Origin of the sequence: Streptomyces sp. SID9727 (genome assembly GCF_010550605.1) — a bacterium.
Lineage (GTDB): Bacteria > Actinomycetota > Actinomycetes > Streptomycetales > Streptomycetaceae > Streptomyces.
Genome location: NZ_JAAGNI010000246.1, coordinates 14,135 through 30,427, shown reverse-complemented (window position 1 = coordinate 30,427; position 16,293 = coordinate 14,135). Strand labels below are relative to the sequence as shown.

At 71.8% G+C, this 16,293-nt stretch carries 10 protein-coding genes and 1 pseudogene; 9 read left to right on the top strand and 2 right to left on the bottom strand.

What is annotated here, in order from left to right; translation table 11 throughout:
• From G3I41_RS15895 to G3I41_RS15885, 3 genes are all read left to right on the top strand, one after another.
• On the top strand, nt 1-621 hold a 621-nt coding region (locus G3I41_RS15895; protein ID WP_164400864.1), incomplete at its 5' end, for an LLM class flavin-dependent oxidoreductase.
• A gap of 5 nt (nt 622-626) precedes the next feature.
• Nucleotides 627-1,427 carry a DUF1684 domain-containing protein gene (locus tag G3I41_RS15890; RefSeq protein WP_164400863.1) on the top strand — a complete coding sequence of 267 codons (801 nt, stop codon included), beginning with the start codon at nt 627-629 and terminating at the stop codon, nt 1,425-1,427.
• Between the two features lie 187 nt (nt 1,428-1,614).
• Nucleotides 1,615-2,514, top strand: coding sequence for a S1 family peptidase (locus G3I41_RS15885; protein ID WP_164400866.1), 900 nt, complete (start codon nt 1,615-1,617; stop codon nt 2,512-2,514).
• A gap of 67 nt (nt 2,515-2,581) precedes the next feature.
• On the opposite strand, the gene G3I41_RS15880 is transcribed toward G3I41_RS15885, so the two are convergent.
• Nucleotides 2,582-4,552, bottom strand: coding sequence for an N-6 DNA methylase (locus G3I41_RS15880; RefSeq protein ID WP_164400862.1), 1,971 nt, complete (start codon nt 4,550-4,552; stop codon nt 2,582-2,584).
• Nucleotides 4,553-4,707: 155 nt separating this feature from the next.
• Here G3I41_RS15880 and G3I41_RS15875 point away from each other — a divergent pair, with 155 nt between their 5' ends.
• The 6 genes and pseudogenes from G3I41_RS15875 (at nt 4,708) to G3I41_RS15855 (ending at nt 15,543) form a co-directional block, all read left to right on the top strand.
• On the top strand, nt 4,708-5,649 hold the full coding sequence (locus tag G3I41_RS15875; protein ID WP_164400861.1) for a serine/threonine-protein kinase: 942 nt from the start codon (nt 4,708-4,710) through the stop codon (nt 5,647-5,649).
• Nucleotides 5,650-5,748: 99 nt separating this feature from the next.
• Nucleotides 5,749-7,014 (top strand): serine/threonine-protein kinase, encoded by a 1,266-nt coding sequence (locus tag G3I41_RS15870; RefSeq protein WP_164400860.1) that lies wholly within the window; start codon nt 5,749-5,751, stop codon nt 7,012-7,014.
• Nucleotides 7,015-7,164: 150 nt separating this feature from the next.
• Nucleotides 7,165-10,401: a DISARM system SNF2-like helicase DrmD gene (gene drmD / locus G3I41_RS15865; protein ID WP_164400859.1), complete on the top strand. Its 3,237-nt coding sequence runs from the start codon at nt 7,165-7,167 to the stop codon at nt 10,399-10,401.
• A complete protein-coding gene (locus tag G3I41_RS15860; RefSeq protein WP_164400858.1) occupies nt 10,398-14,684 on the top strand; it encodes a type IIL restriction-modification enzyme MmeI in 4,287 nt (1,428 codons plus the stop codon). Before drmD ends, G3I41_RS15860 begins: the two co-directional genes overlap by 4 nt.
• A gap of 87 nt (nt 14,685-14,771) precedes the next feature.
• Nucleotides 14,772-14,906, top strand: a pseudogene (locus tag G3I41_RS36870) (ATP-binding protein); the annotation flags it as partial.
• Nucleotides 14,907-14,970: 64 nt separating this feature from the next.
• Nucleotides 14,971-15,543 (top strand): hypothetical protein, encoded by a 573-nt coding sequence (locus G3I41_RS15855; protein ID WP_203601144.1) that lies wholly within the window; start codon nt 14,971-14,973, stop codon nt 15,541-15,543.
• Between the two features lie 51 nt (nt 15,544-15,594).
• Here G3I41_RS15855 and G3I41_RS15850 read toward each other — a convergent pair whose 3' ends face one another.
• Complete coding sequence (locus G3I41_RS15850; protein ID WP_164400857.1) at nt 15,595-16,080, bottom strand: phospholipase; 486 nt, start codon at nt 16,078-16,080, stop codon at nt 15,595-15,597.
• Nucleotides 16,081-16,293 lie beyond the last annotated feature (213 nt).

Below are 16,293 nucleotides of genomic sequence, written 5' to 3'. Positions count from 1 at the left end.
CACGCGCGCCCCCCGGCCGGCGAGCACCCGCGCGCCGCCGAATGCGTCGCCGCCGCCCGCGCGCTCTGGGACTCCTGGGCGCCCGACGGCACCCCGCGCCCCGTCGCCCACCACGGGCGGTACTTCGCGGTGGAGGGCGAGTTCACCGTGGCGCGCTGTCCGCAGGGCCGTCCCGTCACCGTCCTGGCGGGCGACTCGCCCGAGGACCGGGAACTCGCCGCGTCCGCCGCCGACATCGTCCTCGTTCCGCACACCACGTTCGACGCGGCCCGCGCCCGGTACGCGGAGGTGAAGGGGCGGCTCGCGGCCCACGGCCGGGCGCACGACGAGCTGAAGGTTCTGCTCCGCGTCGCCTTCGCACTCGACGACGCCGATGGCACCGGCGCGCGGGAACCGTTCACCGGCAGCCCGGACGCCGTCGCCGCGCTGCTCACCGAGTACGTGACCGAGGGCGCCGCCGACGGCTTCGTCCTCGTCCCGTACGCCTCCGACGGGCTCGACGGCTTCGTGGACCGGGTCGTCCCGCTCCTCCAGGACCGGGGGGCGTTCCGCCGCACGTACGACAACGGCTCCACGCTGCGGTCGCATCTCGGGATCGCCGCACCGGTGTGGAAGGGTTGACCGCTATGAGCACGCACGCACAGCAGCAGGCAGCGCGGGACTGGGAGCGCTGGCACGAGGAGCGGACCGCCACGGTCGCGGCGCCGTACGGGCCGCTCTCCCTCACCGGGACCCACTGGCTCGCGGACTACCCGGAGGGGCGAATTCCGGCCGTCCCGGGGCAGTGGCGCGAGGAGGGCGGCGCGCTGGTGCTCGACGCCGTCCCGGAGGACGGGCTGACCGTCGACGGGAAGCCCTTCGCCGGCGAGGTCCGGCTCGGTTCCGACCGGGGCCCGATCGACGGGTCCCGGGTCGCGCACGAGGGGCGCAGGCTCGTCGTGCTCAGCCGCGAGGGCCTGTGGGCGGTCCGGGTCTTCGACCCCGGCTCGCCCGCGCGGCGCGCGTTCCGGGCGATCGACGCGACCCCGTACGACCCGCGCTGGGTGCTGCCGGGCACCTTCCGCCCGTACGCGGACGCGCGCACCGTCCGGGTCGAGAACGCCGACGGCGTGGAACGCGGACTCGGGCTGGCGGGGGAGATCGCCTTCGAGCTGGACGGGGCCGGGCACACGCTCCAGGTCGCCGTCGAGCCGGACGGGTCGCTCTGGGCCGTCTTCGCCGACGCCACCAGCGGGAACGGCAGTTACCGCTTCCGGTTCCTGCGGCCCGCCGCGCCGGACGCCGAGGGCGCGGTGACCGTCGACTTCAACCGCGCGCTGCTGCCGCCGTGCGCCTTCGCGGACCACTTCATCTGCCCCTTCCCGCCGCCGGGCAACACCCTTCGGGTGGCCGTGGAGGCGGGGGAGCGGCAGCGGACCGACGGCTGAGGGCGGCTGTCGCGAGCTCAGGCCAAAAGGCACCCTTGCGCGAGAAGTTGACGCCTTGAATACTCCCGAGCAGCGCTTGTCAGGAGCACGGCGTATCCGGAATGCGGACGGTACGCTGTGGGCCTGACTGCGCCTCACGGGCCCGACCACCCCACAGGCGGGCCCCCGATCCCCTCGGGAGATGACAGTGAGGATCAAGCGCACCACCCCCCTCAGCGGTACCGCCAGACGCAGCAGGGCCGTCGCCATCGCGGCGGGCCTGGTGGCCGTAGCCGCCCTGGCCGCCCCCACCGCCCACGCGAACTCCAGCGGAACGTACAGCGCCAACCAGCTCGCCGCCGCCAGTGACGCCGTCCTCGGCGCCGACATCGCCGGCACCGCCTGGAACGTCGACGCGAAGACCGGGAAGCTCGTGGTCACCGTCGACAGCACGGTCTCCGCGGCGGAGATCCAGCAGATCAAGGACTCCGCCGGAGGCAACGCGGGTGCTCTGCGCATCGAGCACACCCCGGGCACGTTCAACAAGCTGATCGCCGGCGGCGACGCCATCTACGCCCCCGGCTGGCGCTGCTCCCTCGGGTTCAACGTCCACAGCGGCAGCACGTACTACTTCCTGACCGCCGGTCACTGCACCGACGGCAACCCGCCGTGGTACACCAACTCCTCGAACAGCACCTACATAGGCCCGACGGTCGGCTCCAGCTTCCCGGTCAACGACTACGGACTCGTGCGCTACGACAACACCTCCCTCGCCCACCCGGGCAAGGTCGGCAGCGTCACCATCACCGGCGCGGCCAACGCCACGGTCGGCATGTCGGTGACCCGCCGGGGCTCCACGACCGGCACCCACAGCGGCAGCGTCACCGGGCTCAACGCCACGGTCAACTACGGCAGCGGTGATGTCGTCTACGGCATGATCAAGACCAACGTGTGCGCCGAAGGCGGCGACTCGGGCGGTCCGCTCTACTCCGGCAGCAAGGCCATCGGCCTGACCTCCGGCGGCAGCGGCAACTGCAGCTCCGGCGGTACGACGTTCTTCCAGCCGGTCACCGAGGCGCTGAGCGCCTACGGCGTCACCCTGAACTGACGCCCTGACGCATGACCGCCGCGCCGGCCCCCGGGGATCCCCCTCGGGGGCCGGCGTGCCGGCTCGGTCAGCGTTCCGTCAGCCCGCCCGCCGCGAGCCGGTCCCGTACATCGCCCACCAGTCCGCCGGCGAGCTTCGTCGTCCGGGCCAGCAATGACTCGAATGCGGTGAGGCGGCGGAAGGCTTCCGCGTAGGGGGCCTGTTCGCCGAGGGGGAGCTGGAGCACGTGGAGACGGCGTACGTCGACACGCGAGGAACTGGAGGCGTGGGTGCCCGCCTGCCGGCCGTTCATGGGGGCGCGAAGGCAGCCGGCCAGGAAGTGGGCGTCCAGTTTGTCCGGGGCGACACGCAACGCGTAGAGCTGCGGGCCGAGCGCCACGGGGTCGCCCTGGTGCACCCAGGCCCTGAACGCCCGTACGACCCCCGCGACGACCACGTCGCCCTCCCGCGCGACGGTGTGCGCGGCATCCTGTGCGACGTGGCCGCCGGGCAGCCCGTCCATGAGCAGATCGGCCACGGTCAGCAGGGGCAGGCGGGGGCCCGGCGACGGCGCGTCAGCGGGCTGTTGCCCCGCGCGCAACGTGAGGGCGCCCGCCTTGGCCAGGTCTCCCACGGTGGCGGTGGTCCTCGCCTCCCCACCCGACAGACCGACCTCGGACAACTGACCCGCCAGCCGGCCCAGTTCGTCGATCGAGCCGGCCACCTCGGCCCACGACGAGGTGAGATCCGCCGGTGACGGCTCGGGACCCGGACCGGCGTAGCGCCCCGGGGTGACGTCCACCTCGTCGTCCAGCAGATCGAGGAGCGGCACCCGCACGGCGCCGTCGGGAAGTGCCTGCCGCGGGCTGTCGACCAGGGAGACCGCGGATGCCACGAACTCCGTCAGAGCCGCCCAGTCGGGCCCCTGCTCCCGGGTCATCGGCCGTGCCGCACGGGTGGCGTCCACCAGTAGCGCGTCCTGCGCGGCGACAACCCCTTCCGGGGCGGCCCGCAGGAGCCAGAGCTGGAGCGAGACGCTGTGCGGCTGGGCACAGCCCGGAGGCAGCGCCACGACCGCCCGCAGCGTGCCGGTGCGCAGCAGGGACCCGCGGATCCGGCGGCCGGCCTTGCGGGAGGCGACCGCCGGGGGAAGGACGACCACGGCCGTTCCGCCGGGTCTGAGGTGGGCGAGCAGATGCTGCACCCAGGCGAGTTCCGGTTCGGTGCGCGGGGGAAGCCCGTGCGTCCAGCGCTGGTCCGTGGCCAGGTCCTCGTAACCCCAGTCGCGCTCGTTGAACGGCGGGTTGCACAGCGCGATGTCCGCGCGGAGGCCGGGAACGGGATCGGCGCGCAGTGCGTCCACGGTGTCGACGCGGGCCCGGATGTCCCGGTCCTCGCCGACGAAGTCCAGGCGGGCGGCCGCCAGAGCGGCCAGACTGGGGTCGCGCTCGCAGCCGAACAGGGCCGGGGCCCGGCCCTCGTACTCCTCGACGGCCGCCGCCAGCAGATGGCCCGTGCCGCACGCCGGGTCGAAGAAAGTGAGTCCGTCGCTCCCGGCGGGCAGCATGCTGCCGAGCGCGAGGCGCGCCATCAGGGCGGCCAGCGGGGGAGGGGTGGTGCTGAGCTGGCGTACGTGCGTGTCCAGCCAGCGCTGCAGCAGGAACTCGAACGTGGCACGGGGCCCTTCACCACGCCCCAGACGTGCGGCGTCGCCGACCAGGCCCCTGGCCTCGGCGGAGAGGCCGGCCGAGGGGGTGCGCGCACGGGGTGAGCGCATCCGCCGCGCGGCCTCGGCGATGGCGAGGCCCGATTCGTCCCGGCTGCCGAGTGCCTCGAACCGGGGCCACAGGAACTCCCGGGCTCCGGCGTCCGACAGCTTCCCCTTCCCCCTGAGCCACTGCTCGACCTCGGACAGCGAGAACAGCGGACTGACGTCGGTGCCGCCGATGCGCGAAGGGAACGTGTCGTGGCGGCGGCGCCAGTTGCTCACCGCGGCCCGCCCGACACCGGCGATCCGGGCGATCTCGGCCAGGCTGACGGGTACGGCGCTCGTGCTCATCGACTTCTCTCCGGGGTCATGGGCGGGCTCCGGCGTGACCGGCTCTGGGCCTGCGTTCCAGCGTCCGCTGTTCTGGCAGGCTACTACGCACATTGACTTTGTTCACAGGTGTGCCGCGTAGCGCCCTTGTGTGAAACATGTGGAGGTTGAGGGATATGCAGGCGGTCGCACCGGGAAGGGTGCTGCTCGACCGGTACCGGCTCGACTCCGTACTCGGGCGTGGCGTGATGGGGCACGTGTGGCGCGGGACCGATCTGGAGCTGACGCGCCCGGTGGCAGTGAAGACGATCGCCGCCGGACTGCTCGCCGTGGAGGAGCAGCGCACCGAGGCGCTCGCCCGCTTCGAGCGGGAGGCGCGCGTGGCCGCCTGTCTGGAGCACGCCAACGTCACCACCGTGTACGACGCGTCGGTCACCGAGGAGACGTGCTGCCTGGTGATGCAACTGGTCGACGGGACCACTCTCGACCATCTCTTCGACCAGCAGGAGCACGAACGCTTCGACGTGTCCACGGCAGCTGCCGTGGCCGCGCAGTTGTGCTCGGGGCTCTCCGCCGTGCACGCGGCGGGCCTGGTCCACCGGGACCTCAAGACCCAGAACGTCATGGTCCGGCGCGACGGCGTCGTGAAGATCCTGGACTTCGGTCTCGTCAAGGTGCTCACCGACGTGGACCCGCGCCTGACCATGACGGGGGAGGGGATCGGCAACATCCTCTGCGCCTCACCGGAACTGCTGTCCGGGCGAGGCGGCGTCGACGGCCGCAGTGACCTCTACGCGGTGGGCTGCCTGCTGCACCACATGCTCACCGGCGCACCCCCTTTCGCCACCGACCAGCCGGCCCGGCTCGTCTCCTGCCACCTGAGCGAACCCCCGCCCCCGGCCCGCGCGCCGGGTGTGGAGGTGCCGGAGCCCCTGCGGGAACTCATCACCGCGCTGCTCGCCAAGGATCCGCGCGACCGTCCGGCGTCCGCCACCGAGGTGTACGTGGCCCTGGCGCCCTACCTCCCGGAGCCCGACCACGGTCTGGCCGCGCGCGCCGCCCCCGTCGAGGACCCCCGGCGTCCGTTCCGCGTCCCGCAGGGCCCGCGCCCGCTGTGACCCGGTGAGAGGATGGTGCACGGGATCGGGCCCACCGCGCGGCCCCGGTCGGCAGGGGTGTGACGGGCGTCGACGGCGCCGGAACTGGGGACGGGCGCGATGCGGCGAAGCCTTGGGCGGTACGAACTCACGCACGAGCTGGGCCGGGGAGGCATGGGGGTCGTGTGGGCGGCACGCGACGCCGCCGACGGGCGCGAGGTGGCCGTCAAGCTGCTCGCGCCCCGGGGCAACGGCTCCGAACTCTGCACGCTGGAGCGCCGGTTCCTGCGCGAGGCGCGGCTCACCTCCCGCCTGAGCCACCCCGGCATCCCCGAGGTGTACGACCACGGCAGCCAGGACGGCGAGCTCTTCCTGGTGATGGAGCGGGTCCCCGGCCTGGGGCTGGACGCGGTGCTCAGGAAGGAGGGCGGAGGTCTGACCGTCGAGCGGGCGGCGGCCGTCGCCCGCGCCGTGGCCGACGTGCTGGCTCACGCCCATGGCCAAGGGGTCGTCCACCGCGACCTCAAGCCGTCGAACCTGATGGTCACACCGGCCGGCGAGGTCAAGGTGCTGGACTTCGGCGTTGCGGCCGCCCTGGAGCCCCGTCCGGGCGAGACCCGCTTCACCGCGGCCAACGCCACCCCCGGGACGGTGATCTACATGGCCCCGGAGCAGGCGGTGGGCCGGACCGTTCCGGCGAGCGACCTCTACTCGCTCGGCTGTGTCCTGTACGAGTTGCTGGCCGGTAGGCCGCCGTTCACCGACGGGAGCGTCTTCATGCTGTACCACCAGCACGCGAACGAGCCCGTGCCCCCGCTGGAGGACTTCAGGCAGGGCGTTCCCACCGGGCTGCGGGAGCTGGTGGAGAGGCTGCTGGAGAAGGATCCGGGCGACCGGCCGGGCTCCGCGGCAGAGGTCCGCGAGCTGCTCGCCGCGTGGGCCCCGACGCCGGCCGAGACCGGTTCCGCCCACCCGAGGCTGGCCGAGATCGCCGCCCTGTGCCGCTCGGGGCGCCCCGGGCCGGCGCTGGAGGAGTACCGGCAGCTGCTCTCCAGCCACGTGCTGTCCGCGGCCGACGCTCTCATGGCCCGCGTCGGTGCCGCCCTGTGCGAAGGGGCGCTGGGCCGCACGCGCGAGGCGCTGGACGAGCTCATGTCCGTACTCGCCGAACAGCGCGGCCTCCTGGGGCCGACAGATCCCGCGGTGCTGGACACCCGCTACGAGATCGCGGTGCTCCTCGTCCGGTCGGGCGAGCGGAACCGGGCCGCGGAATCGCTGCGGCGGCTGGCCGATGACGAGGAGCGTGGTGCGCTGACCGCGGGCGACCCGCGACGAGGGCGCTCGCGCGCTCTGCTGGAGCGCATCGGCCGCATGATGACGGCGTAGCGCGGACTGGGACATCCGCCTGGCGACCGTATTGCTGTGAGCTCTGTTCACACTCGCTCTTCGTGTTAGTGTGCGACGGTCGTCCGATGGGATGGGGGCAGGTGCCCTGTCCGCGGACGGCCTCTGGGGACGACGAGGAGAACGGCGCCGATGACGTCAGCAACGCAGCGCGAGAGCCGGCGAACCGGGACACCGGAGATTCCCGAAGAGGGAAACCTCGTAGAGGTACGGGGCCAGTCCTGGGTGGTCGCCCGCGTCGAACCCTCCCCCTCCCCGGACGAGCGCACCACCAGGCCCGCCACGCTCGTGCACCTCCAGTCCGTCGCGGACGGCCGCTTCGGCGACACGCTCTCCGTCATCTGGGAGGTCGAGCCCGGCCGCCGGGTGCTGCCCGCGGGCTCCCTCCCCGACGCCTCCGACGGACAGTACGACCCCCCGTTCCGGCTCGCGGCCTTTCTCGACGCCGTGCGCTGGTCCGCCGTCGCCTCCGCCGACGCCAGGACCCTCCAGGCGCCTTTCCGCTCCGGCGTCGCCGTCGAGCCCTACCAGCTGGAACCGGTGTCCCGCGCGGTCGGCGCGCCGCGCGTCAACCTCCTGCTCGCCGACGACGTCGGCCTCGGCAAGACCGTCGAGGCCGGACTCGTCGCCCAGGAGCTGCTGCTGCGCGGCCGGGCCCGCCGCATCATGGTCGTCTGCCCGGCTGGGCTCACCCTGAAGTGGCGCGACGAGATGGCGGAGAAGTTCGGCCTCGACTTCACCATCGTCAACGCGGAGCAGTGCGCGAGTCTGCGCCGTACCCACGGCACCGCGGCCAACCCCTTCCGCGTGCACCCGCTGACCATCGTGTCCCTGCCCTGGCTGCGCGGCACGAAGGCCCAGCGCCTCCTGGACGAGGTCATCGGCTCCCCCGAGGAGAGCGGCGACGGCGATCACAAGCGCTTCTTCGACCTCCTGGTGCTCGACGAGGCCCACCACGTCGCCCCGTCCGCCCCCAAGCAGGTCTACGCGGTCGACTCCCAGCAGACGAAGCTGATCCGGCGTCTCGTCCCGCACTTCGAGCACCGGCTGTTCCTCTCCGCCACCCCGCACAACGGATATCCCGAGTCCTACACGGCGCTGCTCGAACTCATCGACGACCAGCGTTTCGCGCGCGGCATGGACCCCGACAAGGACGCCCTGAAGGACACCGTCGTACGCCGCCTCAAGGCCACCGTCACCAACGCCGACGGCACCCCGCGCTTCCGTACCCGCAGGACCGAGCAGCTTCCCGTCGACTACACCGATGCCGAACGCGAGATTCACGGCCTGCTCGGCTCCTTCGCCGACCTGCGCCGCAAGAAGCTCGTCCCCAGTGCCAGGGGAGGCCGCCGAGCCGCGGACCTGGTGACCCTGCTGCTGAAGAAGCGCCTCTTCTCCTCCCCGGCCGCCTTCCTCCACACCGTGCGCGTCTACCTCGCCCACCTGGAGGACACCGGCACCCGTGCCCGCAGCGCGGCCGCCGAAGTCCCCGACTGGCTCGACGACTTCCAGGACCTCGTCGCCGACCTGGACGACCTGGGCCTCGTCGACGCCGAGGACTCCGCCCTCACCCGTTCCACCTCGCTGACCCCCGCCGAGGACCACCAGGAACTCGACCTGCTCCGGCGCATGGAACGCTGGGCCGTCACGCACGAGGCCGACGCCGACTCCAAGGCCGCGGTCCTCCTCGACACCCTCAAGGCGGTCTGCCGCACCTCCGACGGCAGGCACTGGACCAACGAGCGCATCGTCGTCTTCACCGAATACCGCGACACCCTGGAATGGCTCCTCACCCTGCTCCGTCAGGAGAAGCTCACCGACGGCGGCCGCGCCGCCGTCCTGCACGGCGGCCTCACCACCGAGGAACGCGAACGGGTCCGCCTCGGCTTCCAGGCCGACCCGTCCACCGAGGAGGGTGCTGTCCGCATCCTGCTCGCCACCGATGCGGCCGGTGAGGGAATCGACCTCCAGAACCACTGCCACCGCCTGATCAACTACGACATTCCCTTCAACCCCAACAAGCTCGAACAGCGCATCGGCCGTATCGACCGCTGGGGCCAGCGCGAGGACCCGGAGATCTCCCACTTCATCGGCTCCGGCTGGCAACAGGCGCAGGCCGGCTCGTACGAGGCCGACCTGGAGTTCCTCTCGCGCGTCGCCAAGAAGGTCGCGCGCATGGAGCAGGACCTCGGCTCGGTCAACGCCGTGATCGCCGAGGCCGTGCAGCGCCGCATGACCGGCGACACGATGCCCGTCGACATCGAGAACGCCAAGCCCCGCACCATCCAGGGACGCCGCACCGGTGGCGAGGTCGCCCCCGAACAGAACGTCACCGCCCAGTCCAAGCGCCTCGCCGACCAGTACGACGAGACGGTCGCCACGCTCGGGCTCACCCCCGCCAACATCAAGCGCGTCGTCGACACCGCTCTGGCCCTCGACCACCAGCCGCCCCTGGCCCCCGACCGCGCCCTCGCCGAGGACTTCGAGCCGGGCGACCTGTACGAGGTACCGCCGCTCTCCGGCACCTGGGAACGGGCGAGCCGCGGCCTGGCCCACAAGCTCCGCGAGGGCGAGCAGCGGCCCATCACCTTCGACGCGGCCGTCGCAGCCCGTGGCCGCGACGACGTCGTCCTCACCCACCTCAAGCACCCGCTGGTCGCCCTCTCGACCCGCCTCCTGACGGCCGCCGTCTGGAACGCGGACTCCGTCGGCCTCCACCGCGTCACCGCCGTCGTGAGCGACGACCCGGCGATCACCACCACTCTCGTCTCCGCGTACGCCCGCTACGTCCTCGTCGGCAACGACGGCACCCGGCTCCACGAAGAGGTCATCCACGCCGGCGGCTGGTTCGGCGACACCGGCCGCTTCCGCCGCTGGGAATCCGTACGCACCCAGGGCGACGCCCTCGCCAGGGCCCTCACCGAGGGCACCGAGGCGGCCCCGCACCTGCGCCGGGAACTCGCCGCCGCCTGGGAGAAGCTGGCCGCCCCCCTGAACACCTCGCTCGAAGCCCGCGCCCGCGAACGCGGAGACAGCCTGGTCAAGGCGCTCGCGGACCGGCGCAGGCAGGAGGAGGACCGCATCATGGCGACCCTCGGCCGCTTCGAGGCGACCCTGCGTGCCAAGCTCGAGGAAGAGGGCGAGGGCACCGGCGAGCAGTACGCGCTCTTCGGCCGGCACGACGTGACCGCCGCCGAACGCCGTCAGTACGAGGACGACCGAGCCCGTTGGCAGCAGCGCCTCGACGGCCTCCCCGCCGAACGCGAACGCGAGCTCGCCGCGATCACCGCCCGCTACCGCGACCCACGGCCCCACCTCTTCCCCGTAGCCGTCGTCTTCGTGATCCCCGCAAAGGAAGCCCGCCGATGAGCCCCCGTCCCACGTCCCGCGGTCTCGCCGCAGCCAGGGCGACCGCGCTCGACGGCCGCCGCCAGCACCAGGAGTGGCTGGACCTCACCGAGGTCTCGGGTCCCTTCCTCACCATGCCGGTCCTGAGGCGGGCATGGCCCCAGCTCGACACCCTGGAGAAGGACGAGCGCGCCCGGCTGCGCGCCCGCCACGCGGACTGGCAGAGCGACACGACGGCCGGACGCGGCGAGTGGGTCGCGTACGTCCTGCGCTCCCTCCTCGGCTGGGGCGACGCGCTGGTACTCCGCCAGGGGGAGGACGAGGATCCGGCGCTGGACCGCCTGACCCTCCACGTACCTGAACACGGCGCCGTCCTGCGTCCCGACTTCGCCCTCGTGGAGCCGGACGGGGACCTCCTCGCCGAACCCGACGCCGCCTCGGCCGCGAAGCGCGTACGGCTTCTGGGTATGACGGTCCCCGCCGGCACCGTCCCCACCTCCCGCGCGGCGGCCGGTGCCGACTGGGCGGCGGCCCCCGCCGACCGCCTCGCCCGGCTCCTGCGCCACCACGACGTCCCGCTCGGCCTCATCACCGACGGCCGCTGGTGGTGCCTGCTCTGGGCCCCCATCGGCGGCGTCACGACGACGGCCGTCTTCGACACCATCGGCTGGAACGAGGCCGCCGAACGCAACGTCGTCCGCGCCTTCGTCTCGCTCCTGCGCCGGCGCCGCTTCTTCGAGTACGAGGAGTCCGAGACCCTCGTCGGCCTGCTCAAAGCCAGTCTCGCCGCGGGCGAGGACGTCACCGAGGCGCTCGGCGTGCAGGTCCGCCAGGCGGTCGAACTCCTCGTCGACGCCATAGGGCGTGCGGACGTGCGCGCGATGGACGCGGGCGCCCCCGGCCTGCACGCCTCCGGAGTGCCCGCCGGTGAGATCTACCGGGGCGCGGTCGCCGTCATGATGCGCATCGTCTTCCTCCTGTACGCGGAGGAACGGGGCCTTCTCCCCGCCGACAACGAGGTCTACGCGACGTCCTACTCCGCCCGCTTCCTGCGTACGGAACTCAAGGCCCGCGCAGACGCGGAGGGCGAGAGCTCCCTCGAACACACCACCTCCGCCTGGCACCGTCTGATCGCTCTCTTCCACGCCGTGCACGGTGGAGTCGACCACCCCGAGCTGAAGCTCCCCGCGTACGACGGATCGATCTTCGCCCCCGACGCCTACGCCTGGCTGGAGCAGACCACTCCGCTCCTGCCCGTCGACGACCGCACCGTCCTGCACATGCTCCGGTCCGTGCAGGAGGTCCGCGTGGGCACCGGCAAGAACGCCGAGGTCCGCACGCTGAGCTTCCGCGCCCTGGACGTCGAGCAGATCGGCTACGTGTACGAGGGCCTGCTCTCGTACGGTGGCGAGCGCGCGGTCGAGGACATGGTGGGGTTGATCGGCCCGGAAGGCCTGGAACACGAAGTCCCTCTCCGCGAGCTGGAGTCGCTGGCGGTGAAGTCGGGCGGCTCGGTCAAGGCCCTGGCCAAAGCGATCCACGAGAAGTGGAAGGACCCGAAGCCGCCGGCGAGCGCCGCGAAGCTGGAGAAGCTGCTGGCCCCGCCCGCGGACGAGGTGGAGACGCGACGGCAGCTGAACGCCGTGACCAAGGACGTGGCCCTGAGCGAGCGCCTCTTCCCGTTCGCCGGCATCCTCCGCCGCGATCTGCGCGGCCTCCCGATGGTCATCCCCAACGGCTCGCTGTACGTCACGGAGTCCTCCCTCCGCAAGAACACCGGCACCCACTACACCCCCCGCTTCCTGGCGGAGGACGTCGTCCGCCACGCGCTGGAACCCCTGGTGTACGAGCCGGGGCCGCTGCAGACGGCGGACGCCGGGGAGTGGCGGCTGAAGTCGCCCGAGCAGATCCTCGCTCTGAAGGTCGCGGACATCGCCATGGGCTCGGCGGCGTTCCTGGTGGCCGCCTGCCGCTACCTGGGCGACCGCCTGATCGAGGCGTGGGAGAGCGAGGGCCGTGCGGACGCCATGGCGTACCGGGCGGGCCGGGCGGTCGACGCGGTGACGGCGGCGGACGCGGAGCAGGAGAAGGTGGTGGTGGAGTCCCGCCGCCAGATCATCGAGCACTGCCTGTACGGGGTGGACATCAACCCGATGGCCGTGGAGATGGCCAAGCTGTCGCTGTGGCTGGTGTCGATGGACCCGACCCGCCCCTTCACGTTCCTGGACGACCGTCTGGTGGCGGGGGACTCGCTGCTGGGGGTGCACACGATGGAGCAGCTCCAGTCGGTGCACATGCGGCCCAAGCGGCAGTCGGACGTGCTGGTGCACGAAGCGGCCGCACTCATCGACGAGTTGACGAGGGAGCGCCTGGCGATCACCGCGATCAAGGGTGTGGACCTGCCGGCGCTCCAGCGCAAGCGCGAGCGCCTGGCGGAGGTCAACCGCCACTCGCGGAAGCTGCGGCTGGTGGGCGACCTCATCGCGGGCGCGGCGCTCGCGACGTGCGCGTCGGGCCGGGTGGAGTGGTACGCGGCAGACGGCGGGGAACGCGTGAAGGACCTGTTCCCGCAGGCGGCGTGGATGGTCCAGAAGCTCTTCGAGGACGGGGCCGAGGACCACGCGGACGTGGAGCGCGAGGCGCGGGCACTGGCCGAGGAGTGGCTGGGGGCGGAGCTTCCGGCGGGGGGACTGGAGCGGCGGCCGGTGCACTGGCCGTTGGTGTTCCCGGAGGTGTTCTCGATGGGGGGCGGCTTCGACGCGGTGGTAGGGAACCCGCCGTTTCTGGGGGGAAGCAAGATCACAGGCTCCCTCGGCGATGCTTATCGTGAATACCTGGTTGCGTACCCTGGCCGGGGCAAGCGGGGGAACGCGGACCTGGTGGCTTACTTCGCCTTGAACGCCAACCGGCTGCTGAACGGTCATGGGCAGATCGGGTTGATCGCCACCAACACTCTGGCGCAGGGTGATACCCGTGAAGTAGGACTGGACCAGTTGGGTGAGCTCGGGATGGTGATCCGGCGAGCGGTGAAGAGCCGGCGCTGGCCCTCTCATTCGGCGGCGCTGGAATACTGCGCGATGTGGGGAAGCAGGCGCCCCCTTGGTGATGCATCCGCTGTCGTGCTGGAGGATTCCGTCGTCCCTCACGGCATTTCTTCCTCGCTCAATGCTTCGACCCGAATGGCCTCGTGGGTGGAGAGGTTGAAGCGAAATTCAGGTACCTCCTTCAACGGGAGCAAAGCGGACAGCCTCGGCTTCACTCTGGCGGAAGACGCCGCGCTCTCCTTGATCGCGGCCGACTCGCGGTACTCGGAGGTTCTTTTTCCTTATGTGAACGGGAAGGAGGTCAATACTGAACCTGATCACTGTGGCGATCGTTGGATCATCTCCTTCCAGGCGTTGAGTGAGGAGGAGGCGAAAGAGTATCCGGCCGCCTATGCTCAGGTGCTGAGAGAAGTGAAGCCTGAGCGGGATCGGAACAATCGGGCCGCCCGGCGTGAGCGGTGGTGGCAGTTCGCCGAACGCGCGCCCGGTCTCTATGCGAAAATCTCCACCATGGAGATGTGCATCGTCTTTACGAGGCATACGCACACCCTCATGCCGGTGAGGATGCCCACGGGGCGAATTTTCTCAGACGCCCTGGCGGTCATTGCTACGAGCGACTTCGCTGAACTCGCCGTTCTCAGCAGTGCCCCCCACCATTGGTGGACGATTGATCGCGCGTCAACGCTGGAGACACGTATTCGCTATACGCCCAGCGACGTGTTCGAAACCCTTGTGCGTCCAGGGGCCACTCCCCGCTTGCGGGAGGCAGGCCGACGCCTGGACACCCACCGCAGCGCCCTCATGCTCACCCGCGGCGCGGGTCTGACCGCCACCTACAACCTCGTCCACAACCCCGACTGCCAGGACGAGGACATCGTCGAACTCCGCCGCATCCACGAGGAGATCGACCGGGCCACCGTCGAGGCATACGGCTGGTTCGATCTCCTGGACGACTCCGGGCAGACCCCGCACGCCGACCCGACCCACGAGACGTTCCCGCTCGACCACGGCTTCCACGAGACGGACCAGGGCACCCGCCACACCATCGGCCTCCTCGCCCGGACCGAGATCATCGACCGCCTGCGCCAGCTGAACCACCAGGCGTACGCCGACGAGGTCCACCTCGGTCTGCACAAGAAGCCCGCCAAGCACCCGGACATGCCGAAGCCGTCCGCCGACGTCATCCGCAAGCGCAACGAGCAGCTCGCTGCGCGGGGCGGCTCGGGTTTCGGTGAGGCCGGCGAGGACGCCCTCTTCTGAGCGTCGGCAGCCTGAGTGGGACTCCCCTGATGGACCCGACTCCACGAGTCCATGGGAGGCGGCCGCCGGCCCAGGCCCGTCACGGGTGAGCTCGCCGCCCCCGCGGTCGCCCACGGGCGCGTCCCCGGCCGGGACTTCCGGGGCGGGCTGCTTCTGCTGACGCAGGTGCTCCGGATCGAGGGCACGGACGCCAGGCCGGAGCGCCTGCCCGGTGCACCCGGCCCCGAGGTGCCGATGAGTACGAGGGCGGGTGCGGACCCGGGCGGGTGTGCGGCAGGATCGGCGCATGAAGAGGACGAGAAGCGGGGTCGGACCGCTGACGGCGGTGGCGGTCGCAGTGCTCGTGGCCGGATGCGGGAGCGAGCGGGCGGACGAGGCCGGCGGGGGACCCCCGCCCGTCGGGACGGCCAAGCCCAGCGCGCCCGTGGACTTCCGGTGTCCCGGTGAGGACCCCGCGCCGGAGGTGTCGTCCCCCGCGTCGGCCCCGGTCCCGGCCGGGGCGCCCACCGACCACTACGCCGAGAACCACGGATTCCAGGTGCCGTTCCCGCTGCACGGCCAGGACCGTTGCGACGGGCTCGCGGCCGTCGGCCGTATCGAGAAGGCGCTGGAACCGCTGCGCGAGCGGGGCGACTTCTCGCCGGCGCACACCCGTGAGGCGCTCATGGGTCTCGGCTACGGCCCCGGGGCGGTGGAGCTCCATCAGAGTGGCGGGACCGTGGTCGGCTTCCTCATCCGCGCGGGCGTTTCCCCGCTGTTGTGCGTGAAGGGCACGATGGGCCGCGCGGCCACCGAGGTGAGCGCCTTCGGCGGATATCCCGACCATCCCTCCTGCGACCGCCCCAGCGGCGGCCACTGAGGGGTCGGCGGGACCCGGGGGTACGGGCCCGGCCCGGAGGGCCGCCGCTGATCAGCCTCTGCCCGCGGCCGCCCCGGCCGGCGCGACGCCGAAGATGTCCACCGCGTGGTAGTACGTCCAGGCCGTGGCGTTGCACGAGGTCAGCTTGGCGCCGGAGTAGGCGGCGCACACGCGCTTGAGGTCCGCGTAGAGGGCGTTGTCGAGGCGGGCCTTGTTGGCGGAGAACGTGCCGGCGGCCTTGTAGTTGCGGTAGCCGAAGTCGTGGCGGGCGCAGGCCGTCTGGAACGGGAAGCCGAAGGGGTTGTCGGGTGAGGTGCTGCAGTAGTCCGTCGACCAGTCGAAGTTGTACGAGGACCACGCGCCCTTGTTGTTGCGGGCGGCGTTCCAGGCGTTGTAGCTGGAGGCGCTCGTCTGGGTCCAGGAGCTGAGGACCTGGGGCTTGTCCGCGGGGGCCGCCGAGGCGGAGGCGGCGGGCAGCAGGGCGAGCGGGAGCGACAGTCCGAGGGTGGCGAGCAGGGTGGCGACGGGACGACGCATGAGCAACCTCCGTGGGGGGATAGGGCTCGAACCCGCGGGTCGTGCGAGTTCGCCTCAGGATGACGGCATGCACCTGCCATGCCTAGGTGTGCGGCTGCCTGTGTTTCACCGATTTTCGGACGGGGGCCCGTCAGGTCTGTCCGGCCTCCGGGGTTCAGGTCGTTCCGGATGGGTGGGATCCGGCCGCTCGTCAAGTCGTCGCATTGGCTCGGA

Coding starts and splice junctions, on each gene's coding strand:
- G3I41_RS15890 (WP_164400863.1), top strand. CDS start 627: ATGAGCACGCACGCACAGCAGCAGGCAGCGCGGGACTGGGAGCGCTGG.
- G3I41_RS15880 (WP_164400862.1), bottom strand. CDS start 4,552: ATGAGCACGAGCGCCGTACCCGTCAGCCTGGCCGAGATCGCCCGGATC.
- G3I41_RS15875 (WP_164400861.1), top strand. CDS start 4,708: ATGCAGGCGGTCGCACCGGGAAGGGTGCTGCTCGACCGGTACCGGCTC.
- G3I41_RS15870 (WP_164400860.1), top strand. CDS start 5,749: ATGCGGCGAAGCCTTGGGCGGTACGAACTCACGCACGAGCTGGGCCGG.
- drmD (WP_164400859.1), top strand. CDS start 7,165: ATGACGTCAGCAACGCAGCGCGAGAGCCGGCGAACCGGGACACCGGAG.
- G3I41_RS15860 (WP_164400858.1), top strand. CDS start 10,398: ATGAGCCCCCGTCCCACGTCCCGCGGTCTCGCCGCAGCCAGGGCGACC.
- G3I41_RS15855 (WP_203601144.1), top strand. CDS start 14,971: ATGAAGAGGACGAGAAGCGGGGTCGGACCGCTGACGGCGGTGGCGGTC.
- G3I41_RS15850 (WP_164400857.1), bottom strand. CDS start 16,080: ATGCGTCGTCCCGTCGCCACCCTGCTCGCCACCCTCGGACTGTCGCTC.